This is a genomic window from Arthrobacter sp. TmtSoilC77 (assembly GCF_059739415.1).
Genome location: NZ_AP046050.1, coordinates 2,604,768 through 2,629,020, shown reverse-complemented (window position 1 = coordinate 2,629,020; position 24,253 = coordinate 2,604,768). Strand labels below are relative to the sequence as shown.

Here is a 24,253-nt window from a genome sequence, read left to right as displayed (position 1 = left end):
CTCCTCGAGCGTTTGAAGAAGGTCTGGGTCTCGAAAACGGTTCCGGGTCAGGCGACGGTTGAGTAAGCCACGACACCCCGGCGGACCAGGTCGATGGATTCACGGCAGATCCGCGCCAAGCGGGGATCCAGTTGTGGAATTTTGGCGAGTTGGTCCAGAAGGTCAACCACTTGCTTTGCCCAACGGACGAAGTCGCCCGCAGCAAGGTCAGTGCCGCTGAGCACGTCCTGAAGATGGCGGCCTTTGGCCCACTTATACATGGGCCACATGAGGCCCAGCTCCGGTTCGCCGGTCAGCGGAAGCCTGTTCTGCTCCTCAATGTCCTCAAGTTGCGACCATTCCCGAACGACGATGTCGACCGCCGTTTCCAGTGCAACCGAGGGCATCCTCGGGCGAAGGCCCCGGTCTTCGCGCTTTGCCTGGTACACCAGGGTGCTGGCCAAGGAGGCCAGCTCGGCAGCATCGAGATCGTTGATGGCACCACGCCTGATGGACTGTGAAATAAGCAGGTCCTTCTCACCGTAGATGCGGCGCAGCCGCTGCCCATCCGTGCTGATGGTGACCTTCCCGGTGTCGTCGGTTTCGAGGTAGCCATAGGCGGAGAGGACGTCGCATACGCGATCGAACGTCTTGGCAATCGTGTTGGTCCTGCTTTGGATCTGGCGGACCAGGCCGTCGGTCTCCTTGCGAAGTTTCCACCAACGCTCCCCCCAGCGGGCGTGGTCCTCGCGCTCACTGCAGCCATGGCAGGGATGCGCCCTGAGCGCCCTGCGTAGTTCAGTGATCTTCTGTTCCTGGTCCTGGGCACGCGAGCCCAGACCGAAGTCCTCGTGCCTGCTGTTCCGCCTGGCGCGCGGTGCTTCATCGCTGATCGCGTTCCGCATGGAGGCTGCAAGATCACGGCGGGACTTGGGCACCTTGGCGTTGAACGACTTGGGAATCCGAATGCGGGTCACCGGGGAAATGGGGCCGTCGAGGTCATGGACGCCGATACGACGCAGCTGGTTGTCCGAGGTGAGGACAGACGGCCGCGGTTCGCGGGCATTGGGATCGACATCAAGCACGACGGCGTGTCCGGCCAACCTGCCACTGGAGACGGTAATGACGTCCCCGGGTATGAGCCGGGTCAAGGAATCAGCCACTCTGGACTTCCGGGCGCGTTGGTGGTCGCGCGCCGCGAACTGCTCAGCGTCGCTGAGTTCGCGGCGGAGCCGGGCATACTCCGTGAAGTCGCCGAGGTGGCATTCCATGGACTTGGCGTAGCCGGCCAGTGATTCTTCGCGTCCACGGACTTGCCTGGCGAGGCCCACCACGGAACGGTCAGCTTGGAACTGCGCGAAGGACGACTCAAGGATCTCGCGCGCCCGCACCCGGCCGAATTGGGCAATCAGGTTGATGCTCATGTTGTAGGTGGGCGTGAAGCTGGAGTTCAGCGGATACGTGCGGCGTGACGCCAAGCCAGCCACTGCCGCCGGGTCCGTTCCGGGCTGCCAAAGGACCACGGCGTGGCCCTCGACGTCGATGCCGCGGCGTCCGGCCCGACCGGTCAGCTGCGTGTACTCCCCCGCCGTGATGTTGACGTGGGCTTCCCCGTTGAATTTTTCGAGCTTTTCCAGCACCACGCAGCGCGCAGGCATGTTGACTCCGAGTGCCAAGGTTTCAGTAGCGAACACCGCCTTGACCAGGCCATCCGCAAACAGTTTCTCCACTACTTCTTTGAAGGTGGGAAGCATGCCCGCGTGATGAGCCGCAAAGCCCCGGATGAGGCCGTCACGCCAGCCCCAGAAACCCAGGACATCAAGGTCGTCTGCAGGAATTTCGTGGCTTGCTTCGTCCACGCGCTGGGCGATGATCTGCTGTTCGCGCTCAGTGGTGAGCCACAGGCCGGACGCCGCGCACTGGGCCACCGCAGCATCACAACCTGCCCGGGAGAAGATGAACGTGATGGCCGGCAACAGGCCCTGGCGGTTAAGGCTCTCAATGACCTGCGGACGGCTTGCTTTCCGAACCGGGCTGCGCTGTTCCGGGCTCTGCCGCTCATCCCGGTAGCGGTCCTGCCGACGGCGGCTCCGGCCACCATGGCCGAAGCGGCCGTTGAAGTTCATACGGCTCTCGGATCGGGCCATTGCCAACAGATCCGGGTTCACTTCGAATTCAGGGCCGGTAACTGCCTGCCTGGCCGTGGAGGTCACAAGACTCTTGGCTGCGATCTTTCGGCTTTCTGCCGGAAGGACGGCCTCGTCAACGGCATCTTCAACATCGCTGAGATCCGGTACCTCGGTGTCCGGTATCTGTGGGGCGATTTCATCGAAAGTGGTATCGCCGGCAAAGAGGTCAACGATCTCCCTGCCCACCATGACGTGCTGCCACAGTGGCACGGGCCGGTGCTCGGACACGATGACGTCAGTATCGCCCCGAACGGTATCCAGCCACGCACCAAACTCTTCAGCATTGGACACAGTGGCGCTCAGCGAAGCAACCTGCACTTCACTGGGCAAGTGAATAATGACTTCCTCCCAGACGGCTCCGCGGAAGCGGTCTGCGAGGTAGTGGACCTCGTCCATGACGACGAAGCCGAGGTCGCCGAGTGTCTCCGAGTCGGCATAGAGCATATTGCGCAGGACTTCGGTGGTCATCACCACAACGGGCGCCTCACCGTTGATGGTTGTATCGCCCGTCAGCAGGCCAACGTTGGCAGAGCCATACTTGGCGGCGAGCTCGGAGAATTTCTGGTTGCTCAGCGCCTTGATGGGTGTTGTGTAGAACGCTTTGAGGCCACGTTCCAGAGCCAGGTAGATGGCAAATTCGCCAACGATCGTCTTGCCGGCACCGGTAGGCGCCGCGACGAGGACGCCTCTGCCCTCCTGCAATGAGCGGCACGCCTCACGTTGGAAGTCGTCCAATTCGAAGTCCAGGGAACGGGCAAAGGCACCAAGATATGTCTTGGCCTCAGCTGCCCGGTGAGCGGCCGCCTGGTAGCGGTCTGATGGTGATTGGGACCCGGAAATGGAGGACATGCACCAAGCCTAATGGCCTGAGGTCTAGAGATTCTCCAGATCCGAGGCCGGGGTGGCAATATCTGCCGTGGCTTCGGTCTCAGCAGCACGCTTGATGGCACGACGTTCCCGCCGGCGGTCATTCCAGAGACACACACCGATGGCAGCAAAGAACAGAAGAAGCATGGGCGCCGCCAAGTAGAACATGCTCATGGCGTCGGCACCCGGGGCAGCCATGGCCGCAAACAGGCAGACCAGGAAGATGGTGATCCGCCAGCTTTTGACCAGTTGCTTGCCCTTGATGATTCCGGCCAGGTTCAGCCCAACCAGCACCACCGGCACCAGGAAGGCGATTCCAAAAGCCAGAAGAAGCCTGAGGACAAACGCAAGGTAGATTTCGGCACTAATGAAGTTTGAAGCGCCGGTGGGTGTGAAGTCCGTGAGGACACGCACGGCGTTGGGCAACACAAGCCATGCCAGCAGGACGCCGCCGATAAACAGCGGAACGGCAGCTGCTACAAACGACAGAGCCAACCGGCGCTCTTTCTTGTGCAGGCCCGGGACTATGAATGCCCACAGCTGGTAGATCCAGACAGGACTGGAAAGGATCACGCCAAGGAATACGGAGACCTGGACCATGAGGTCGAATGAGCTGGCTACGCCATCAAAGTTCAGGCTGGCAGCGCGGCCTTCTTTTTCATTGAGGTCTTTGATCGGCTTGATCAGGGCTGCCAACAGGGGTTGGTAGACGATGAAGCCCAGCACCGTCCCAAGAATAACGCCGATGGCAGCCTTGAAGAGCCGGTTCTTGAGCTCCTTAAGATGGTCAAGGAGCGCCATCCGGGCTTCGGGGTTGGCCTTGCGCCCCTTCGTCTCTACCACTTCTTCTTAGACGCGGTTGGAGGGCGGAACGTCGGTCTCGCCGTTGTTCTTGGCCTTTACGTCCGGGTGGTCTACAACCCTGCCTTCGACGGCGTCAGAGGGTTCCTGGGTTTCCTTCTTTTCGGAGGAACCGTCCTTTTTCATTTCCCGGACTTCAGACTTGAAGATACGCATCGACTGTCCAATGCTGCGCGCCATGGACGGCAGCTTCGGTGCAGCGAAAAGCACCAGAGCCAAAACGATGATGATGATGAGATGCCAGCCTTCGAGCCTCATGTGGGGAGGTCCTTTCCTTTTGGATACATCCTACGTCTATCTGAATTCAATGTCGTGCAGGGATTGGGGCTGACCCCGCTCTGCTTTGCGCTGAACGCGCTTCTGGCGACGAACTTCCTGGCGGAAGGCTTTGGCCGTCAGGTAATCATGACGCATCTGCTCCGGCGAGGCAAAAATTGCAGATCCCGGCTCCGGGTGGCGTTCCGGAGCCTCAACATCGGAGGTTTCTGCGGCAGGAGAAAGATGGCTGAAACGTTTGCCGGCGTCCCCTAATTCATGAACAGTGGCCATGAATTTCCTGAACAGCCGATAACCCAGGGTCACATGGAGGAGCAACGACAGGGCTATGAGCGCGATCCACAGCAGGATCCAAAACCACCAAGGCATCTGAGTAGTCTAGCCAGCCACGATGTCCGAAGAGGAAACGGCACCGTATTGGTCAAGCGCCGCCGTGAGCCAAGCCTGGACTTCCTGGCGCAACTGCGCAGGGTCCAGCACCCGCACTGTCCCTCCATGTTGGGAGACAAACATCGGTAACCACTCCACATTTCCAAAGCGCACCTCGGCAAGCAGCCCGCCGTCGGGCAACTCAGCCGTGCGTTCGGCGTAGTAGTCATCAGCCAGGCCAGCGCCCTGCCTGGTCAATTCAAGCACCACCAGGACGTCGTCGTCGCTGGGCGTGAAGAGCCTTGCCGGAAAGTCTGCATCAGCAGTTGCTGTTCCGGAGACGGGACGGCCATTGGGTTCCAGGGATTGCACGCGGTCCAGCCGGAAATTCCGGAGTCCCGACTTGCTATGGCAGTAGGCCTCGAAGTACCAGGTGTTGTCCAGGGAGTACAGCCGCAGGGGGTCCACGTCGCGCTCGGTTACTTCGTCCCGCTGCGGGGAAAGGTAGCTCAGGCGCAGTTGCTGGCCGTCCCTGATGGCGTGGGTAATGGTTGCGAACGCCCCGGATTGCTCGGGTGCCACCGACTGGCCCGCAACTGCCCCGGCCAGGCGTCCGGCCTGTCCTGCAGCGCCCGTCAATTTGATGGTCACAGACTCCAGGGCGCTGCCCGGTTCGTCCTCGGCCAAACCTGCCAGTGCCGGTAGATCGCCGAGCATCGACAATCCAGTCAGCAGCGCGGCGGCTTCGTCCTCGCTGAAGCGCACAGGACGGTTAAGGTCCAGATGCTCCGTGATGTACACATGGTCGTTTTCCCACTGGATGTCCAGGAGGTCGTCCGGGTAGCCCCCGGGCAGCCCGGAACAGATCAGTATCTTGAGGTCGTCAATGAGGGCTTTGCGGCTGATTCCAAAGCGGTCCGCTACCTCCTGCACGTGCAGGCCCTGATGATGGACGAGGAACGGCACCAACTGCAGCATGCGCGTGAGCTGGTCTTCGGACGTGCGTTTCCTCGATCGCTGCGCGCGCGCAGCCTCGGGAAATTCCACGGGGATGGCCGGAGACGCATTGAAGTCCGCAGCGCTTTTAAGCCGGCGTACGACGGCGGCACGCAGCTCGGCAGGTTCAAACACTTTGACGTGGGGGCCATACGAGGCCAGTTCCTCGGCGAACTGCCCGGGGTCCCGGAAGTCCACGACCAGCCTGTCCCGGCCGCCTGTTCCCTTCCCAGCCCGTTCCTCCCCGGAGCCGGTGGAACCAGCACGTTTGCGCAGGGCGAGGAGGCGTCCCTCGTCTACGTCCAGGACAGCCTGCTGCAAGGGAAGTTCGTTGAGGGAATCCAGCTCCGCCCGGGCGTTGAAACCGGCTGGCGGCTCGAAGGAACTGCCCGGTATGACGGAGACGGCGGTGGTCATGCGTGACAACCTGAAAATCCTCTTGGCGGCCCTCCCCCGGTCGAAACCCACGAGGTACCACTGCCCGAACCGGCTCCCCAGGCCCCACGGCTCCACCTCGCGTACTTCCTCACGGCCGGTGCTTCCGGCGAGGTAGCCGAAGCGGACCGCATGGCGGCCGTGCATGGCTCCAACGACGTCGTCGAATGCTTGTCCGGCTGGCTTGATCCGCGGCTGGACGCCGGCAGGCAGGTCGACGTCGGTGAATCCACCTGCCGCCTGCAGCTTGCGGACGGCATTGACTGCGGCGTTGCCGAGGGCAGCACGTTCCCACAACTGGGCGGCAAGGAGGAGGACAGTGGATTCAGCCGGAGTCAGGCTGACATCAGGGAGCCTGTTGGAGTCCTTGCCGATGCGGTAGCGGGTTGATGCGGGGTCCTCGGACCCGAAATTGCGGGGGTCCGTGAGGGTCTCGATCTCAAAGCCGAACTGTTTGAGATCCACTTTGTCGCGCTCGAACATCCGTCCGAATGCGACGTCGTTTTCGGCGGTGTCGTGATAGACCTTCTCCCGCAGGACGGAGCGCGGAAGGCCCACCCTGGTATTGAGCAGGGCAAGCAGGAGGTTCAGGAGTCGTTCAGTGCGGGATGCGGACACGGTTGCTACGTTACTAAAGTCCTGGGCGAAAGCAGCAAGGCGCGTCACCGGCCCGGCAAAGCCGGGTGGCAACGCGCCTTGGCAGGAAGCTTGCGCCCTAGCGGACAGCTACGAGGTCAACGACGAAGATCAAGGCCTCGTTGGGCTTGATTGCTCCGCCGGCGCCACGGGATCCGTACGCCAGTTCTGAAGGGATCTCAAGGCGGCGACGGCCGCCAACCTTCATACCCAGCAGGCCCTGGTCCCAGCCCTGGATGACCTGGCCCACACCAACACGGAAGTCCAGCGGAGCGCCACGGCCCCAGGAAGCGTCGAACTCTTCGCCCGTGGACCAGGCGACGCCAACGTAGTGGGTGGAAACGGTGTCGCCGGCTTTGGCCTCGGCGCCGGAACCCTCAATGAGGTCCGTGATGACGAGCTCGGTGGGAACGTCGCCTTCCGGGAAGTCGATTTCGGGCTTGGTGCGGTCGAAGTCACGCTGACCAAATGACATGGTTGCTCCTTGGTGTGAGGGACGAATGGTGTCAGGAACCAGCTTAGCCAGTCCCGGATCAGGTGGCTGCCTACTTGACGCCGAGGATGTCAACGACGAAGACGAGATCGCCCTTGGCCTCACCCTGTCCAGCAGCGCCATAAGCAAGGTCCTGCGGGATGACCAGAAGGACGCGGGAGCCGACGGTCTTGCCTTCCAGGCCTTGGGTCCAGCCCTTGATGACACCGGAAAGCGCGAAGCTTGCTGTCTGTCCCCGGTCAAAGCTCGAATCGAACTTCTGGCCGCCCACAAGATTGACGCCAACGTAATTCACTGTGAGGGTGTCAGTAGCCTTAACAGCAGCGCCGGAGCCCTTGATGAGGTCCTGTGCGATGAGTTCCTTCGGAGCGGCTGCGCCTTCAACCGAGATCTGCGGGATGCCCTTGTCGTCTTCCTTCACGGTGGGGAGCCCAGCCGGAGGAGTGACTGTCTCGCCTTCCGGCTTCGACAGGACCGGAGCGGCTTCCTTGGCGGAAAGCAGCTTGAAAACCACCAACTGCGTAGAGCCGGCGGCAGCGCCCTGGGCTGCCGAACCCGGCGCGGCGAACGCGATGTGGGAACCGATCTTGGCGCCAACAATGGCGTTGTAGATCAGCTCGTTGCCCTTCTTGAGCTCGTCATTCAGCTCAATGGGCTGGGGGCCGTTCTTGTAGACGTCTTCAACGGTCTTGCCGTCATTGCCATCCACAGCGATGTATGCGAGCTCGGCAACCTGGCCGGCCTTGATACGGTCGCCGTTGCCTTCGCTGACTACCTTGATGGTAGGTTCAGCGACGGTGAGCGGCTTGGTGAAGTCCAGGCCAGGGGCCTTGTCATCTCCGTTGTCGGTCACCTTGACGGAATCGAGTTTGGAGACATCGCCCGATGACTGGCTGGTGGGCTCGGCGGCTGGCGTGCCCCCGCCCCCACACGCAGTGATGAGCAGCAGGGCAGGAAGAAGAATTGCTAGGAGTCGGCGCACAAAAAAGACACTTTCGTCGGGGCAAAGGACACTCGGAAAGGCGCATGGCAGATCCAAGGCAATGGCCTCTTGGAAAGAGGCCACAGTCCAGAATAGCCCGTGAAGCTGGGAGTACGCTCAGAAAGGCTGTTAGCCCATGGAGTCCAGGAGCGCATCAACGCGGTCGTCCACGCTGCGGAAGGGGTCCTTGCAGAGGATTGTCTGGTGTGCGCGGTCGTTGAGCTTCAAGTGCACCCAGTCCACCGTGTAGTCGCGTCCGAGCTCCTGCGCCCTCCGGACGAAGTCTCCCCGCAGCTTGGCCCTGGTTGTCTGTGGAGGAGTGTCAACAGCGTCCTTCACTTCGGTTTCGGGAACCAAACGCCGCGCGGCATCCCGTGATTGCAGCAGGAAGAAGAGGCCGCGCTGGCGTGAAATGTCGTGGTAGGTGAGATCCAGTTGAGCAATGCGCGGCGAATCCAGGCTGAGGTCGTGCCGGCGCATGTAACCGTCCATCAGCTTCTTCTTGATGGCCCAGTCCACTTCGGTGTCGATAGTGCTGGTATCGCCACTTTCGATGGCGTCCAGGGTCCGCTCCCACAAGTCGAGAATAAGCGGCACGTGGGCATTATGTGCGCCGTTCGCGGCCACGAACTCTGTGACCTTTGCAAGGTACTCGCGCTGGATATCGAGCGCCGAGAGCTGCCTGCCGTTTGCCAGGCGGACTAAAGCGCTGCCCGTGAGGTCATGCGAAATTTCCCGGATGCTCCGGATGGGGTTCTCCATTCGCATGTCCCGCATGATCACCCCTGCCTCGATCATGCGCAGGATCAGGTCCACCGTCCCCACTTTGAGGAGTGCGGAGGTTTCGGACATGTTGGAATCACCCACGATCACATGGAGCCGACGATAGAACTCGGCATCGGCATGCGGCTCGTCACGGGTATTGATAATGGGGCGTGACCTGGTGGTGGCAGAAGACACGCCTTCCCAGATGTGGTCTGCCCGCTGTGAGAAGGCGAAAGTTGCACCATGGGGTGTCTTCAGGACTTTGCCTGCTCCCGCGATGAGTTGACGGGTCACCAGGAACGGGATGAGGATCTCGGCCAACCTTGAGAACTCTCCCCGACGCGGTATGAGGTAATTTTCGTGGCTTCCGTAGGAGTTTCCGGCGGAGTCGGTGTTGTTCTTGAAGAGGTACACCGTGCCATTGAAACCCTCCGCGGCGAGCCGGGCCTGGGCCTCATCAACGAGGTCGTCCAGGATGAGCTCTCCGGCGCGGTCGTGGGCGATGAGTTGCGCGAGGTCGTCGCATTCCGCGGTGGCGTATTCCGGGTGCGAACCAACGTCCAGGTACAGGCGTGAACCGTTGGTCAGGAAGACGTTGGAAGACCTGCCCCAGCTCACCACCTTGCGGAACAAATAGCGGGCCACTTCTTCGGGGGCCAAAGGACGTGAGTCGGGGCTGGAATAGGAAATCCCAAACTCCGTCTCGATGCCGAATATGCGTTTGTCCATCTCAAGCCTCCTCTGTGAGCAGCTGTGTCATGTCCTCGGGGAGCAGACGCCGGAAAGCCCGGCGGGAACCCCGGTGACTCTCCGAAGCGCGGTCCAGAACGGCAGCTTCGACGGCGGTCGCCGGGAGGGCGTCGGCTTCCTTGTCCGTCGCCAAAGCGCGCAAAGCCAATCTCATGGCTCCGGCAAAACCAAGCTCGGGCTCCCAAGCTCCGCTTACGACGTCGGAAATCTGGTCGGCAAGTCCACCCATCACCACGAAGCCGTTCTCATCGGCAATCGAGCCATCAAAGGTGAGCCGGTACAGGTGGTCCTGCTCCTGCGCCAGGCCGACTTCAGCCACGGCCAGTTCCACTTCGAACGGCTTTTGTTCGGCGGTGAACACAGCGCCGAGGCTCTGCGCGTAGACGCTTGCCAATCCCCGGGCGGTCACGTCTTCGCGGTCGTACGAGTAGCCACGGACATCCGCGTACCGCACCCCGGCCTGCCTGAGGCTTTCGAACTCGTTGTACTTGCCCACTGCTGCGAAAGCGATTTTGTCGTAGATCTCGCCGATTTTATGCAGCGACGGTGACGGGTTCTCAGCGATCAGTGCGATGCCATCGGCACAACTGATCACCACTACGGAGCGTCCGCGGGCAATGCCCTTCCGTGCGAAATCCGCACGGTCCTTCATCAGCTGTTCGGGTGAGACATAGAACTGCTGCGTCATGTCAGGCCTCCCGTCCGGCGATGGCACGGGATTCGACGATGGCACCGGCTATCGCCGCCAGGTCCCGTTCAGGTACCCGGCGATTACCGGCACGGTTGACCGTGTAAACCACTGGCCACAGCTGGCGGACGGGGTCCGGGCCGCCCGTTGCGGAGTCGTCGTCCGCGGCGTCGTAGAGCGCCTCAACCGCGACGGCCACAGCCTGTTCTTCCGAAAGGTTCGGCTTCCAAAGTTTCTTCAGGGCTCCACGTGCAAAAACTGAACCGGAACCCACGGAGTGGTGTTCCTGTTCTTCATAGCGCCCACCGGTGACGTCGTAGGAGAAAAGCCGTCCGGTGCCCGAAACGTGGTCGAAACCGGCAAACAAGGGAATCACCGCCATTCCCTGCATTGCCATGGGCAAGTTGCCGCGGATCATCGCACCCAAACGGTTCGCCTTGCCCACGAGGCTAAGGAGCGTGCCCTCAATTTTCTCGTAGTGTTCCAGTTCCACCTGGAAGAGCCGCGTGATATCGATTGCCAGGCCCGCCGTACCGGCAATACCCAGTACCGAATACTGGTCCGCGGGAAAGACCTTCTCAATGTGCCGGCTGGCGATCACGTTCCCCATGGTTGCCCGCCGGTCCCCCGCCATCAGCACGCCGCCGGCATACGTCAAGGCGACGATGGTGGTCGCGTGCGGCGAGGACGGAACGGTACCGGCCGGCAACGTTTGGTTGAACGGAAGGAGTTCGGGACGCGAGCGTTGAAGGTGCTCCGTGAATGAAGACGTTGCCTGGGTGGCCAGGGGGCCGGTTGATGGGTCCTGCATTGCTGCACTCCTTCGACTCTGCATTCCGATGCCCGGTGGCCTCGCGCCAGCCGGGCAGTACATGGTTTGTCCGGGTCCGCTTACTGGCCGCCCTTTTGGACGAAGGCCCTGACGAACTCTTCAGCGTTGGATTCCAGGACGCCATCGATTTCGTCAAGGAGGTCGTCCACGCCCTGGGTGGCATCCGAGGCCTGGGCTTCGGGTGCTGCCGGTGGTGCCTCCGGGACGTCTACTTCAGTCTCAGTATCCCGTGACTGCGGTTGCTGCTGCTCCTGAGCTGCCATTTCCATCTCCCTACTGTCAGCCCCCGGTTGTGGGGACTTCCTACTGCCATATTGCCACGCCGTGGGCTGCTGCGCCCGGCTTTGCCAAGGCACCATTTTTGCCCGTAGCTGAATGCCTCAGTCCTTGGGCGGCGGCGGCTTTTGGCCCAGCAATTCGGCCAGGAACGAGCCCGCCTCCTGATGCCGGTCAAAGAGGGCTCCTGTGAGCGCCCGGGTCCCCCGAAGTGGTTCGCGGGTGGGAACACGCTGCAGTTTCCCAAGTCCCGGAACATCGAAGATGACCGAGTCCCAACTGGCGCCAACGACGTCCTTGCCGAAACTTGAAACGCACCGTCCGCGGAAATACGCCCGTGTGTCCGACGGCGGTTCACCCACCGCCCTGGCGATGTCGGCGTCGTCGACGATCCGGATCATCCTGTCCCTGGACAGCATCCGGTAGTAAAGGCCCTTCTCCGGCCGGATATCGGACCATTGGAGATCGACCAACCCGAGCCGGGCATCGTCCCAACCAAGGCCGTCGCGGTTCCGATACCCCTCAAGGAGGGACTTCTTGGCTATCCATTCCACGGATGACGCCGCAGCAGCGGGATCGCTGCCCAGCAGTGACAGGGTCGATTCCCAGCGTTCAAGTACGCCATGCGTGTGCCCGTCGCCAGTGACGGAATCGGCAACTCCGGTCTCCTGCGCCAGCTTTGCGGCAGCTTCGTAGTACATCCACTGGATATCCAGGGCGGTCACCCGCCGTCCATCCAGCAGTCTTACGGTAGTGGCCAAAGTTGTGTCATGACTGATGGCCTGCAGTGCCTGAACGGGTTCATGGACTTCGATGCGGGGCGCCTGGCCGGCTTCAATAAGGCTGAGAACCATGGCAGTGGTGCCGAACTTCAGATAGTTGGAAACCTGGCTGAGGTTCGCATCGCCGATAATGACGTGAAGCCGCCGGTACTTATCCGCGGTTGCATGAGGCTCGTCCCGGGTGTTGATGATGGGGCGTCGGATAGTGGTCTCCAGGCCCACCTCAGCCTCGAAGAAGTCTGCCCGTTGGCTGATCTGGTAGCCGGCCGTGGAACTGTCCTGTCCGATCCCCACACGCCCGGCCCCACAAATCACCTGCCGGGACACGAAGAATGGTGTGAGTCCCCGGATGATGTCGCCAAAAGGAACTGAACGGGGCATGAGGTAGTTCTCGTGCGAGCCGTAGGACACCGATTTGTTGTCCGTGTTGTTCTTGTAGAGATTGATCGGCGGAAGGCTGGTGTCTGCCGCTACTTTCCTCACCGTGGCAAGTGCTACGAGATCGCCGGCAGCGTCCCAGGCCACTGCATCCCGCGGGTTGGTGACTTCAGGGCTTGAGTACTCCGGGTGTGCATGGTCCACGTAAAGGCGGGCGCCGTTCCCGAGGACCATGTTCATGAGGAGCGAACCGGATTCGTCCTGGCCATCCAGTTCCAATTCCTGGCGGCCATACGCCAACGCGACTGCCTCGGCGTCGAGCACTGGCGGCTGGTCAGTCAGCTGGCTGGGATCGGCACTTGCCCGGTCAACCGTCCAGCCGCGGGCGTCGTGCAAGGGTTCTTCGTCCGTATAGTCCCAACGGGTTTCCGCTCCCCCGGCGGCACGTTGGCGGGTGACCGTCGCATAGGCCTGGATGATCCGGGCGGACATCATGGTGGCGTTCGCCCCGGGCGCCGATGGCGCATGGATTCCGTACTCGGTTTCGGAACCCATGACGCGCATGGCGCCGCCTACAGGCAACCTTTCCGCGGGTACACCCTCGGTTTTGGCCGTCACAGGTACTGACCCGTGTTGGCTGTAGTCTCGATCGACTTGCCAGGTTCCTGGCCTGCCTTGCCTTGCACGATCGTACGGATGTACGTGATCCGTTCGCCCTTCTTCCCTGAGATTCTTGCCCAGTCGTCAGGGTTCGTGGTGTTCGGCATGTCCTCGTGTTCCCGGAATTCGTCCACCACTGCACGCAGCAGGTGATCGATCCTCAGACCCTTCTGATGGTTGGTCAGCAGATCCTTGATCGCATACTTCTTGGCCCTGTCCACGACGTTCTGAACCACGGCGCCTGAGTTGAAATCCTTGAAGTAGAGCATTTCCGTATCACCGTTGGCGTACGTGACTTCAAGGTATTCGTTCGACTTCTCGGTGGAATACATTGCCTCCACGGTGCGCTGGATCATGGCGTCGACAGTAGCTTGGACGTCTCCGCCATACTCCGCCAGATCCTGTGCATGGAAGGGAAGGTCAGTGGTGATGTACTTGCCAAAGATGTCTGCAGCAGCTTCGGCATCGGGTCGCTGGATCTTGACCTTTACGTCAAGGCGGCCCGGCCGGAGGATCGCGGGATCGATCATGTCCTCGCGGTTTGAGGCACCAATGACGATCACATTGTCCAAACGCTCCACGCCATCAATCTCGCTAAGCAGCTGCGGGACGATGGTGGTTTCGACGTCGGAAGACACTCCGGTTCCACGCGTACGGAACAGCGAATCCATTTCGTCGAAGAAAACCACCACGGGGCTGCCATCGGACGCTTTTTCGCGGGCACGGGAGAAGATCAGCCGGATGTGCCGTTCGGTCTCGCCAACGTACTTATCCAGGAGCTCAGGACCCTTGATGTTGAGGAAGTAGCTCTTGAGGTCCGTGTTGCCTGCGCGCTCAGCGGCACGGGCAGCCAGGGAATTGGCCACGGCCTTGGCGATGAGGGTCTTGCCGCAACCCGGCGGACCGTAGAGAAGGATTCCCTTGGGCGCCTTGAGCCCGTGTTCCCGGTACAGGTCCGGATGCAGGAACGGGAGTTCAACAGCATCACGGATCTGTTCGATCTGGGGACCAAGGCCGCCGATGTCCTGATAGGTGATGTCCGGAACTTCTTCCAGGACAAGGTTCTCCACCTCAGCGCGCGGGACTTTTTCCAGCGCATAGCCGGTGCGCGAATCCAGCGACAGCGCGTCTCCTACCTTCAGGTGCACGCTTTGCAACGCTCCTGAAAGGCGGACTACGCGTTCCTCGTCGGCGCGGCCAACTACCAACGCACGGTCCTTGCCCAGCATCTCCTTGAGCGTAACGAGTTCACCCGCCCGTTCGTAGCCGAGCCCGGCAACCACCAGCAGGGCCTCATTCAAAAGGACTTCCTGGCCAACTGCGAGTTGGTTGACATTTACCAGCGGGCTGATGCCAACACGCATCTTGCGGCCTGCATTGAAAATGTCCACGGATTCCTCCGTGGCCGCCTGCCCGGAAGATCCCGGGCCCGGCTGCCTGCGGGGGTTGATCTGTACCACCGTTCCGAAGCTGTAGGGCGGCTGCCCTTCCTGCTCCAAAGCACCCTTCAAACGAAGGATCTCGCCCTTCGCCGTTTCAAGCATGCTGACGAGCTTGCTGTTGTTCTGGGTGGCGGCGGCAAGCTGGCGGTCGATGTGGCGAAGCTTGTCCCGAAGGATGTTGATCTGGCGTTCGGCCACGGTCAATTCACTGGATGGGTCGGGCGGCTGGATGGCGGCAAGCCTCCGGTTTGCTGCCTCTTCAGCAGCGGCGTTAGCTTCCTCCGGCGTCGGCCGTCCAATGTCGTTGTTGTTCGACGTATCCACGATTCATCAGCCCCTTCCTGCGCTTAACAAGACCTTAGTCCCGAAAAGCTCAGGGTGCTTGGTGACATCCGGAATGCGGACCCTATTGTGACCTTTTCAGTTTGTGACCGGGGGGTCGTCCTGGACATTGGTTCCGGCGATGGCGTCACGTGCGGCACGGCGGAGTTTCTTGTCCGAAACGGCACGCTCCCCTACCGCTCCCGGAGTCCATGCGTTCAGGTCTTCCTCGCTGAATTCGGTCTTGGACGGGCGCCGCTTGACGGAGATTCCAGTGACGCCGTCGGCGAGCCGCCTGGTGACCAGGAGGAATCCCGTATGGGCCACCATGCGGTGGTCCGGGCGTACTGCGAGTCCTTCAAGGTGCCAGCCGCGCACCATGGATTCCCAGGCATCCGGTTCAGTGAAACGTCCGTCAGCCCTGATGGCCTCGGCGGTGCGGGAAAGCTGCGTCACCGTTGCGACGTAATTGATCCAGACGCCACCTGGGGCCAGGACCGTTGCCACGGCGTCAAGGCACTCCCAGGGAGCAAGCATGTCCAGCACTACGCGATCTACGGAGCCGGGCGCCTCGGCACGGACCACTTCTTCCTGGAAGTCACCAAGGGAGATCTGCCAAGCGGGGTGCGGGCCACCGAAAATCGTCTCGACGTTCCCCCGGGCGATATCGGCGAATTCTTCGCGGCGCTCAAAGGAATGGAGATAGCCGCCGTCACCGACTGCACGGAGCAGGGAAATGGAAAGCGCGCCGGAGCCCACGCCGGCTTCAACAACCCGGGCACCCGGGAAGATATCGGCCATCGTGACAATCTGGCCCGCGTCCTTCGGATAGACGACCGCAGCGCCACGGGGCATGGACAGGACGAAGTCCGAAAGCAAGGGACGCAGCGTTTGGTACTGCTGCCCGATATTGTTGCTGACTACCGAACCATCAACCTTGCCGATGATTTCATCGTGGTTCAGGAAACCGCGGTGGGTATGAAAAGCTCCCCCCACTTCAAGCGTGATGGTGTTCATCCGGCCACGCTCATCGGTGAGCTGCACCCGCTCGCCCACGCGGAACGGCCCACGGCGGCGGGCTGCCCCGGTTGGTTGCGTGGCAGAGTCAGTGGCTGGCTTGTTGATGCCTGTGTCCGCGCCCGTGACAGTGCCTGCGCTTGTCTCAGCCGCGGCGGTTTCGCTGCTCATGTGGTGTTCCTCGCTCCTGGGCGGTTGCGCCGCCATGTGTTGCTGCCGTATGGGCGCCGAAAAGGATGGTTTGTTTTGTTTGTTTTATGGACCGGCTCGTAACTCTACCGGCAAGGGCGTTAGGCGCGCCCGCTGCCCCGGGCTTCTTTACCTGTTATCGCTGTCACTACTGCTTGCTGGCGGAGCAACCCGGTCACGGTTCCGTTGTGGTCCACCACAGCGTATTCGCCGCCTTCCAGCCGCGCCAGATACTGGATCAGCTCCTGGCCCTTGGACCATTCCGGGACGTAGGCGCCGGCAGCGAGGGCGTGCGCGACGGCGGTGACCGGCGTCGTCGCTACCGCCTCGGGAGGGACCGCGGCAGCTGCCCCCGGATCCACCACTCCCTGCGGTTTTCCGTCGGGTCCGCAAATCACGACGGCGGGACTCCCTGCCGGGGATACCGCCAGGACGTCTGCCACACTGGCAGCGTTCGGCAGGCCCACTGCCGGCTCCGCGAGCCCGGCCGCACTCACGAGGTAAAGGCGGCTGCGGAGCTTTGCGTGGTTGATTGAGCTCGATGCGCCCATCCACAGGAAGCCACAGACGAGGACGGTGATAAGCATGAGGCTGATGTCCAGGGGTGCTCCGCTGAGGAGCGGCACCCCGATGAACCAAATGACAAGTGCGGCGACGATGACGCGGCCTGACCATCCTGCGGCTATGGTCCCCTTGTCCTGGCTGCCCGTGGCCTTCCATACCGCCGACTCCACCAACCGGCCGCCGTCCAATGGCAAACCGGGAAGAACGTTGAAGATGCCAATAAGAAGGTTGGCCCACATCAGGATGTTTGCCAGGATTTCCGCGACGCCACCGAGGACGCCTGAACTTAGGACAGCCCACATGCCGCCGGCCAGGATAAAGTTCGACACCGGTCCGGCAAGGGCGACGATGACAGAGCGTCCAGGGGACGCGGTGAAGCTCTCGAACTGGGTGTGCCCGCCCCACAGGTTCAGGACAATCTTTTCCGTTGGCCAGTTGAACGCTTTGGCACTGAGCGCATGGGCAAGCTCGTGGACCAGGACGGAGAGCGCGAGCAGCAAGGCATAACCGAGGGCGACAAAGTAGGCCCAAATGCCCAGGTTGGGCATGCGCACCAGCAGGGCGGGCCCATAGACGATGATCGTGAAGCCGGCGATAACGAACCACGAGTAAGCGAGATACACGCGGATTCCCGCGATTTTCCCCAATGGAATGCCGTCCTTTTTGATGGCAGCATGGTGGGGCGTGGAGGAGCTGCTCACCTAGTTTGCCCCTTCAAACAGGTTTCCCTGCGCGACGCGGTCGGCAATCAGCTGGCTGACGTCCGCTGCGGTCCGGCCCACCAGGGTCTCCCACATGACCATGCCCGGATACTCGGGCAACGGAACCTGGTGGGGAATGCCCACTGTCAGTACGCCCGATGCCAGGGCAGCCGTAGCGCCCGGAATGGAATCTTCCAACGCAACACAGTGATCGATGGTCAGCGACGGGTCATCGAGGCGGAGCCGTTCCACAGCCGTGAGGTAGGCCTCCGGATGGGGTTTGCCGTTGGTGACGGTGTCTCCCGTTACCAGGAATTCGAAGTAGGGCTTGGCAAGGCTTTCGACGATAACGCCGGCCAGTGGGCCCTCGGACATGGTGACCAGGGCGCAACGGACGCCTGCCTGGTGCAATTCGTCCAGCAGCTCGCGTGCACCCGGGCGCCAGGGAACTTCATTGCGGACGTGCATGATCACCTGTGCGCTGAGGGTATCCACGATTTCCCGGGCTTCAAGGCGGACTCCAGCAGCTTGCAGCACCGCGGCGGAGTGAAGCAGGGACTGACCCACCAACTGCATGGCCTGCTGGTGCGACCATGTCCCGCCGTGCGCCTCCACGAGTGCGCGCTCGGCGGCGATCCAGTAAGGCTCAGTGTCCACCAGGGTGCCATCCATATCCCAGAGCACGGCTTTGAGGAGGGGCTGAACGGATGACGAAGGCATGGTTTCAAGTCTACGTGGAACCCGGGGCGCTTCCGGCCGGGCTTGCGCTGTGGGCGAATACAGGACACGCTCCGGGGTGAAATGCCATGCATCCACAAGGGTCTTGGACGTAGGGTGAGTGGATGAACAGTGTGGACGGGACCCCCGAAGGACAGGACATCACCGCGGAGCCCGAGCGTTTCCTTAAGGAACCCGCGGAAGGCCAACGCGTCACCGTAATGATCGCCGCGTTTGAAGGCTGGAACGACGCCGGTGAGGCCGCCAGCGATGCGCTGCACTACTTGAACAAAGTCTGGGACGGCAAGAAGGTTGCCACCGTAGACGCCGAGGAGTACTACGACTTCCAGTTCACCCGGCCCACCGTGCGCCGCACGTCCTCGGGTGCGCGGAAGGTCAAGTGGCCCTCAACGCGGATCTACAAGGCGTCAGTTCCGGACAGCAATGTGGACGTGGTTTTTGTTCTTGGCACCGAACCTTCGTACCGTTGGCGGGCATACACCACAGAACTCCTGGTCCATGCGGAAGCACTGAAGGTGGACTCGGTCATTCTTGTCGGTGCGCTGCTGGCCGATGTTCCCCACAGCCGGCCAATTCCGGTAAGCACCACCACGGAAGACAGTTCGCTGCGGGAACGGCTGAATCTGGAAGCCTCCCAATACGAGGGACCCGTGGGAATTGTTGGCGTCCTGGCCGAGTTCGCCATGCTGGCCGGGCTGCCAACCGTTTCCCTGTGGGCAGCCGTCCCCCACTATGTCGCACAGCCGCCATCGCCCAAAGCCCAGCTGGCCATCCTTCACAAGATCGAAGACCTGCTCCAGGTTCCCTTGGACAGCCAGGCACTGGCAGAAGAGTCAGAGGCTTGGGAACGGGGCGTCGATGAGCTCGCCACTGAAGATCCTGAGATTGCCGCCTACGTGCGGCAGCTGGAGGAAGCCAAGGATACCGCGGACCTCCCGGAAGCATCGGGCGAATCTATTGCACGCGAATTCGAGCGTTACCTCAAGCGACGCGGAAAGGACCGGCCCTAGCGCAGGACCGGCCTTAAAGCTCCACCCCGAGCAGGGCGTCTACGGCATCGCCCATAAGGGCGGCGTCAATCCCGGACATTGGTGCGTTCTGCCGCAATGCTTCGTCAGCCCAGCGATCGACGGCGGCAATGGCTCCGGGAGCGTTGAGGTCATTGGCCAATTCCAGGCGCATGGCCTCAACGAGTGTTGCGGCCGAACCGGCGGGGGCAACGTCACGGGCATTGCGCCATCGGGCCAGCCGATCCTTTGCTGCCGCAAAGTCCGCCTCAGTCCACGACCAGTCCGAGCGGTAGTGGTGGGCGAGGATTGCAAGGCGGATTGCGGCTGGTTCTTCTCCAGCGGCGCGGAGCTTGGAGACAAGCACCAGGTTGCCCTTGGACTTGCTCATCTTTTCCCCGTCAAGGCCCACCATGCCGGCGTGGGCATAATGCTTGGCGAGCGGAACGCCTGCCAGCGAGTACGCGTGTCCGGCTCCCATTTCGTGGTGGGGGAAGATGAGATCCGAGCCGCCACCCTGCACTGTGAATGGTGCGGGCAGGTATTTCTGCGCGATAACCGTACACTCGATGTGCCATCCGGGACGGCCGTCGCCCAGGGTGGCCCCCGGCCAGCTGGGTTCGCCTTCACGTGCTACGCGCCAGAGCAACGGATCGAGCGCCTGGCGTTTGCCTGCCCTGTCCGGATCGCCCCCACGCTCTGCAAAGAGGGAAAGCATTTCCGCTTCGCCGAGGCCTGAAACATCGCCCAGGGTCCATGCATCCGTGGCGTCGGATCGTTTGCCGGCCATTTCGACGTCGTAGTAGACATCGCCGTCGGGTTCGCCGTCTGTGCCTTGTACGCGGTAGGCGACGCCGTCGGCAATAAGCCGCTCGATGGCGGGCACAATATCCGGAATGGCTTCGACCGCGCCGATGTAGTGGTTTGGAGCAAGGACGTTGAGGGCGTCCATATCCGTGTGGAACAGTTCAATCTGGCTCTGCGCCAGTTCACGCCAGTCCACGCCGGTGGCGGTGGCGCGCTCAAGCAGCGGGTCATCGATGTCCGTAACGTTCTGAACGTAGGCCACCGGGATCCCGGCATCGCGCCAGGCCCGGTTGAGGAGGTCGAAGGCCACGTAGCTTGCGGCGTGTCCCATATGGGTGGCGTCGTAGGGCGTAATACCGCAGACGTACATCGATTGTTCCGGCTGCGGCTCAATCTCCACGACGCGGCCGAGGGCGGTGTCGAAGAGGCGTAGTTGGGGCATACTGCCGGGCAGCTCAGGAACAGGGCGGGAAGTCCACGATTTCACGACTCAACCTTAGTGCTAGGCGCTGATCACATTGAAACCGAGCAGGACATACAAGGCCAGGCCCAAAAGAATGCGGTACCAGACAAAGAGCCTGTAACTGCGTGTGGAGACGAACTTAAGGAACCAACCAATGATCACGTAGCCCACCACGAAAGCGATGACTGTGGCCAGCGCCGTTTCCGGGAGGCCGTAGGGACCGGCCAGGCCCTCCTTGGAAACCGTTTTGTAGAGCTGGTACAGGCCGCTGCCGAAAACCGCTGGAATGGCGAGGAGGAACGAGTAGCGGGCCGCAGCTTCACGCGTGTACCCCATCAGCAACCCGGCAGTGATGGTTCCGCCGGACCGCGATACGCCGGGAATAAGGGCCATTGCCTGGGCAAAACCGTACAGGATGCCGTGCTTGTAGCTGAGCTCCGTGAGATCCCGTTCCTGCCGGCCAACGGCGTCGGCAACCGCCAGGATCATGCCAAAGACAATGAGCATGGTGGCGACTATCCACATGCTCCGCAGGACCGACTCGATCTGGTCCTGGAACAACAACCCGAGCACGATGATGGGAAGGCTGCCCAGGATCACCAGCCATCCCATTCGGGCGTCCGGATCATTCCGTGGGACTTTTCCACTCAGGGACCTGAACCAGGCCCCAATGATCCGCACGATGTCGCGCCAGAAATAGACGATGACCGCCGTCTCCGTACCCAGTTGGGTGATGGCCGTGAAGGCGGCTCCGGGATCGGCCGCATTCGGAAGGAATGAGCCCACGATCCGCAGGTGTGCGCTTGAGGAGATCGGGAGGAATTCGGTGAGGCCCTGCACCAGGCCCAGCAAGGCTGCTTCTATCCAGTTCACGTGAATAGACCCTACGTCATGAAGACTGGGAACTCCCCGTAAGCTATCAGCATGCAGCAGCGTTATGTCGGGAACAGCGGGTTCCGTGTCTCCTCTTTGTCCCTCGGAACAATGTCCTGGGCGCAGGAGACGGATGAGCAGGACGCTGCCGAGTTGCTCCACGCCTTCGTGGACGCAGGCGGCACCGTCATCGACACCGCTGCATCGTATGCACAAGGCCAGGCTGAGGCGATGTTGGGCTCCATGTTGGGCGATGTCGTGGCTCGTTCCGAAGTCGTGATATCCACCAAAGCCGGCGTCTCGTCGTCGGAATCCAGGCGCAGCATCAATGCATCGCGGGGTGCCCTGTTGTCGGCGTTGGACGCCAGCCTGGCAAGGCTTGGAACCGATTACCTCGATATCTGGTTCGTTCACGAGTGGGACCCGAATGTGCCCTTGGACGAGACTCTGTCAGCGTTGGAGCTCGCGCAGAGGACGGGACGTGCCCGCTATGTGGGAATTTCCAACTACAACGGGTGGCAGACAGCCAAAGCGGCGGCGGTCGCTGGTTTCACGCTGGTAGCCAACCAATCCGAATATTCCCTGGTGCAGCGAAAGCCGGAGGAAGAGCTCATTCCCGCCGTGGAGGATGCCGGGCTCGGCCTGATGGCCTGGGCTCCCCTGGGCCGTGGTGTCTTGAGCGGAAAGTACCGGGGCCAGATTCCTGCTGATTCCCGGGCTGCGCAGAGCAGACTCGCTGCGTACGTTGAGACCTACCTTGAACCGAAGGCATCACGGGTGGTGGAGGCCGTCGCCATGGCCGCGCGGGGTTTGGGACGATCACCCCTGGACGTATCCCTGAGTTGGTTGCTTTCGCGTCCCGGCGTTGCCACGGCTATCGTGGGAGCCCGCAACGCAGTCCAGCTCAAGGAATTGCTGGATGCCCAGTTGACGGTTCTCCCGGCCGAGATCTCGCGCGCTTTGGAAGACGTCTCGGCTGTATAGCCCTCAAGGTCGTTATTGGCGGTCGAGGATATCCAGCAGGTAACTGCCGTAGCCGCTCTTGGCGAGCTTGGAAGCCTGCTGGCGGAGTTCGTCGTCGTTCAGGTATCCCATCCGCCAGGCCACCTCCTCCGGCGCTCCAATCTTCAGGCCCTGCCGGTTCTCCGTAGTGCGGACATAGTTTGACGCATCGTTGAGGTCGCTGAAGGTTCCCGTATCCAGCCAGGCAGTCCCGCGCGGAAATTTTTGCACGTGGAGCCTGCCGAGCTCCATGTATTGCCGGTTGATATCCGTGATCTCCAGTTCCCCTCGAGGCGAGGGTTTGAGGTCCTTTGCCATGGCGACGACGTCGTTGTCGTAGAAGTACAGGCCCGGGACCGCGTAGTTGCTCTTTGGGGACGTTGGCTTTTCTTCGATGGAAACGGCCAGCCCGTCGTCGTCGAATTCCACCACGCCGTAAGCACTCGGATCCTTGACCCAGTAACCGAAAATCGCGCCTCCTTCAACGTCCGCGTACTTGCGGAATTGGTTACCCATCCCGGGACCGTTGAAGATGTTGTCCCCCAGGATGAGCGCTACTTTGCCGCTGCCAATGTGCCGCTCCCCCAGGATGAATGCCTGGGCCAATCCATCAGGGGTGGGTTGTTGTGCATATGTGAGGTTTATGCCGAATTGGGAACCGTCGCCCAGTAAGTTCTCGAACTGTGGCGCATCCATGGGCGTAGTAATCACCAGAATGTCCCGAATGCCGGCAAGCATCAGCGTGCACAGCGGATAATAAATCATGGGTTTGTCGAATACAGGGACTAATTGTTTGCTGATTCCAAGCGTTATTGGGTGTAGCCGGGAGCCCGTGCCGCCTGCAAGAACGATGCCGCGCATATTAGCTGTCCCTTCCCGCTGCACATAGCCGCAATTGGCGGCTACGCTATGGCCATGCAGAGAATCCTTGTCACCGGCGGGGCCGGATTCATTGGATGCAACTTTATCCACTACATCATGGAGCACTCACGCCTCCATGTCACGGCCCTGGACAAACTCACCTATGCGGGGAACATCGAGTCCCTCGCGGGGCTGCCTCCTGAACGCTTCGAATTCGTCCAGGGCGATATCTGCGATGCCCCGTTGGTAGACCGCATGACGGCAGCCGTTGACGCCGTGGTCCATTTTGCTGCCGAATCACACAACGACAATTCACTGCAGGACCCCCGGCCGTTCGTGGACACGAACCTCGTAGGTACATTCACGCTCATCGAAGCGGCGCGGAAGCACAGTACCCGCTTCCACCACATATCCACAGATGAGGTGTATGGGGATTTGGCCCTGGAAGATCCGGAGCGTTTCACCGAGTCCTCGGTCTATCGGCCCACGAGCCCCTACTCGGCAACCAAAGCCGGTTCAGACCTGCTGGTCAGGGCATGGGTCCGTTCCTTCGGCCTCAAGGCGACCATCAGCAACTGCTCCAACAACTATGGGCCCTTTCAGCACGTGGAGAAATTCATTCCGCGACAGATCACCAACATCCTGGATGGCAACCGTCCCCGCCTCTACGGCAACGGCCACAATGTACGGGACTGGATCCATGTGGAGGACCACTCCGCAGCCGTGGCCGCAATCCTGGAGCGTGGGCGGATTGGTGAAACGTACCTGATCGGCGCTGATGGTGAGCAGTCCAACCGGGACGTCGTGGAGAAGCTGCTTCGGCAAATGGGACAGCCTTCAGAAGCCTACGATCTGGTGACTGACAGGCCCGGCCACGATCTTCGATATGCGATCGATTCCAGCAAGCTTCGAAAGGAACTTGGCTGGGTCCCCCGGTTTGCAGACTTCGACGCCGGCCTGGCTGACACCGTCCGCTGGTACCAGGACAACGAAGCCTGGTGGCGGCCGCAAAAAGCTGCGACCGAGACCAAATACGCAGGCCAAGGCCACTAAC

At 61.5% G+C, this 24,253-nt stretch carries 22 protein-coding genes; 3 read left to right on the top strand and 19 right to left on the bottom strand.

Features of this window, described 5'->3' with window-relative positions:
* Positions 1 to 47: 47 nt before the first annotated feature.
* From AC6I99_RS12060 to AC6I99_RS11985, 16 genes are all read right to left on the bottom strand, one after another.
* The gene (locus tag AC6I99_RS12060) at positions 48 to 3,017 is read right to left on the bottom strand and encodes a DEAD/DEAH box helicase (RefSeq protein WP_224090398.1); all 2,970 of its coding nucleotides are present in this window, start codon (positions 3,015 to 3,017) and stop codon (positions 48 to 50) included.
* A 24-nt stretch (positions 3,018 to 3,041) separates the two neighbouring features.
* Complete coding sequence (gene tatC / locus AC6I99_RS12055; protein WP_497961012.1) at positions 3,042 to 3,878, bottom strand: twin-arginine translocase subunit TatC; 837 nt, start codon at positions 3,876 to 3,878, stop codon at positions 3,042 to 3,044.
* Between the two features lie 6 nt (positions 3,879 to 3,884).
* Positions 3,885 to 4,154 carry a Sec-independent protein translocase subunit TatA gene (tatA, locus tag AC6I99_RS12050; protein ID WP_224090393.1) on the bottom strand — a complete coding sequence of 90 codons (270 nt, stop codon included), beginning with the start codon at positions 4,152 to 4,154 and terminating at the stop codon, positions 3,885 to 3,887.
* A gap of 36 nt (positions 4,155 to 4,190) precedes the next feature.
* Positions 4,191 to 4,541 carry a hypothetical protein gene (locus AC6I99_RS12045; RefSeq protein ID WP_224090391.1) on the bottom strand — a complete coding sequence of 117 codons (351 nt, stop codon included), beginning with the start codon at positions 4,539 to 4,541 and terminating at the stop codon, positions 4,191 to 4,193.
* A 9-nt stretch (positions 4,542 to 4,550) separates the two neighbouring features.
* A complete protein-coding gene (locus AC6I99_RS12040; RefSeq protein WP_497961011.1) occupies positions 4,551 to 6,590 on the bottom strand; it encodes a helix-turn-helix transcriptional regulator in 2,040 nt (679 codons plus the stop codon).
* Positions 6,591 to 6,687: 97 nt separating this feature from the next.
* Entirely contained in the window at positions 6,688 to 7,083 is a 396-nt protein-coding gene (locus AC6I99_RS12035; RefSeq protein ID WP_216925697.1) for an FKBP-type peptidyl-prolyl cis-trans isomerase, read from the bottom strand.
* 70 nt (positions 7,084 to 7,153) lie between these two features.
* Complete coding sequence (locus AC6I99_RS12030) at positions 7,154 to 8,083, bottom strand: FKBP-type peptidyl-prolyl cis-trans isomerase (RefSeq protein ID WP_497961010.1); 930 nt, start codon at positions 8,081 to 8,083, stop codon at positions 7,154 to 7,156.
* Between the two features lie 129 nt (positions 8,084 to 8,212).
* A complete protein-coding gene (gene pafA, locus AC6I99_RS12025) occupies positions 8,213 to 9,577 on the bottom strand; it encodes a Pup--protein ligase (protein WP_224164420.1) in 1,365 nt (454 codons plus the stop codon).
* A gap of 1 nt (position 9,578) precedes the next feature.
* Positions 9,579 to 10,286: a proteasome subunit alpha gene (gene prcA / locus AC6I99_RS12020; RefSeq protein ID WP_224164419.1), complete on the bottom strand. Its 708-nt coding sequence runs from the start codon at positions 10,284 to 10,286 to the stop codon at positions 9,579 to 9,581.
* Position 10,287: 1 nt separating this feature from the next.
* Entirely contained in the window at positions 10,288 to 11,097 is an 810-nt protein-coding gene (gene prcB / locus AC6I99_RS12015) for a proteasome subunit beta (RefSeq protein WP_224090384.1), read from the bottom strand.
* Between the two features lie 80 nt (positions 11,098 to 11,177).
* Positions 11,178 to 11,381, bottom strand: coding sequence for a ubiquitin-like protein Pup (locus tag AC6I99_RS12010; protein ID WP_216925702.1), 204 nt, complete (start codon positions 11,379 to 11,381; stop codon positions 11,178 to 11,180).
* A gap of 117 nt (positions 11,382 to 11,498) precedes the next feature.
* A complete protein-coding gene (dop, locus tag AC6I99_RS12005; protein WP_224167530.1) occupies positions 11,499 to 13,118 on the bottom strand; it encodes a depupylase/deamidase Dop in 1,620 nt (539 codons plus the stop codon).
* Positions 13,119 to 13,168: 50 nt separating this feature from the next.
* A complete protein-coding gene (gene arc / locus AC6I99_RS12000) occupies positions 13,169 to 14,980 on the bottom strand; it encodes a proteasome ATPase (RefSeq protein ID WP_224164418.1) in 1,812 nt (603 codons plus the stop codon).
* Positions 14,981 to 15,076: 96 nt separating this feature from the next.
* Entirely contained in the window at positions 15,077 to 16,165 is a 1,089-nt protein-coding gene (locus tag AC6I99_RS11995) for a tRNA (adenine-N1)-methyltransferase (RefSeq protein ID WP_224164417.1), read from the bottom strand.
* A 119-nt stretch (positions 16,166 to 16,284) separates the two neighbouring features.
* Positions 16,285 to 17,448 (bottom strand): site-2 protease family protein, encoded by a 1,164-nt coding sequence (locus tag AC6I99_RS11990; protein WP_224090382.1) that lies wholly within the window; start codon positions 17,446 to 17,448, stop codon positions 16,285 to 16,287.
* Positions 17,449 to 18,168 carry an HAD family hydrolase gene (locus AC6I99_RS11985; RefSeq protein WP_497961009.1) on the bottom strand — a complete coding sequence of 240 codons (720 nt, stop codon included), beginning with the start codon at positions 18,166 to 18,168 and terminating at the stop codon, positions 17,449 to 17,451.
* 122 nt (positions 18,169 to 18,290) lie between these two features.
* Between AC6I99_RS11985 and AC6I99_RS11980 the strand changes: the two genes are divergently transcribed.
* Positions 18,291 to 19,196: a PAC2 family protein gene (locus AC6I99_RS11980; protein ID WP_223932802.1), complete on the top strand. Its 906-nt coding sequence runs from the start codon at positions 18,291 to 18,293 to the stop codon at positions 19,194 to 19,196.
* 13 nt (positions 19,197 to 19,209) lie between these two features.
* On the opposite strand, the gene mshC is transcribed toward AC6I99_RS11980, so the two are convergent.
* Both mshC and AC6I99_RS11970 read right to left on the bottom strand, forming a co-directional pair.
* Positions 19,210 to 20,487: a cysteine--1-D-myo-inosityl 2-amino-2-deoxy-alpha-D-glucopyranoside ligase gene (mshC, locus tag AC6I99_RS11975; RefSeq protein ID WP_309926059.1), complete on the bottom strand. Its 1,278-nt coding sequence runs from the start codon at positions 20,485 to 20,487 to the stop codon at positions 19,210 to 19,212.
* Positions 20,488 to 20,502: 15 nt separating this feature from the next.
* The gene (locus AC6I99_RS11970; protein WP_224090379.1) at positions 20,503 to 21,336 is read right to left on the bottom strand and encodes an undecaprenyl-diphosphate phosphatase; all 834 of its coding nucleotides are present in this window, start codon (positions 21,334 to 21,336) and stop codon (positions 20,503 to 20,505) included.
* A 51-nt stretch (positions 21,337 to 21,387) separates the two neighbouring features.
* Between AC6I99_RS11970 and AC6I99_RS11965 the strand changes: the two genes are divergently transcribed.
* The gene (locus tag AC6I99_RS11965; protein ID WP_309926061.1) at positions 21,388 to 22,320 is read left to right on the top strand and encodes an aldo/keto reductase; all 933 of its coding nucleotides are present in this window, start codon (positions 21,388 to 21,390) and stop codon (positions 22,318 to 22,320) included.
* 12 nt (positions 22,321 to 22,332) lie between these two features.
* Here AC6I99_RS11965 and rfbA read toward each other — a convergent pair whose 3' ends face one another.
* A complete protein-coding gene (rfbA, locus tag AC6I99_RS11960) occupies positions 22,333 to 23,199 on the bottom strand; it encodes a glucose-1-phosphate thymidylyltransferase RfbA (RefSeq protein ID WP_497961008.1) in 867 nt (288 codons plus the stop codon).
* 54 nt (positions 23,200 to 23,253) lie between these two features.
* Between rfbA and rfbB the strand changes: the two genes are divergently transcribed.
* Positions 23,254 to 24,252, top strand: coding sequence for a dTDP-glucose 4,6-dehydratase (gene rfbB, locus AC6I99_RS11955; protein ID WP_497961007.1), 999 nt, complete (start codon positions 23,254 to 23,256; stop codon positions 24,250 to 24,252).
* Position 24,253: the final 1 nt, after the last annotated feature.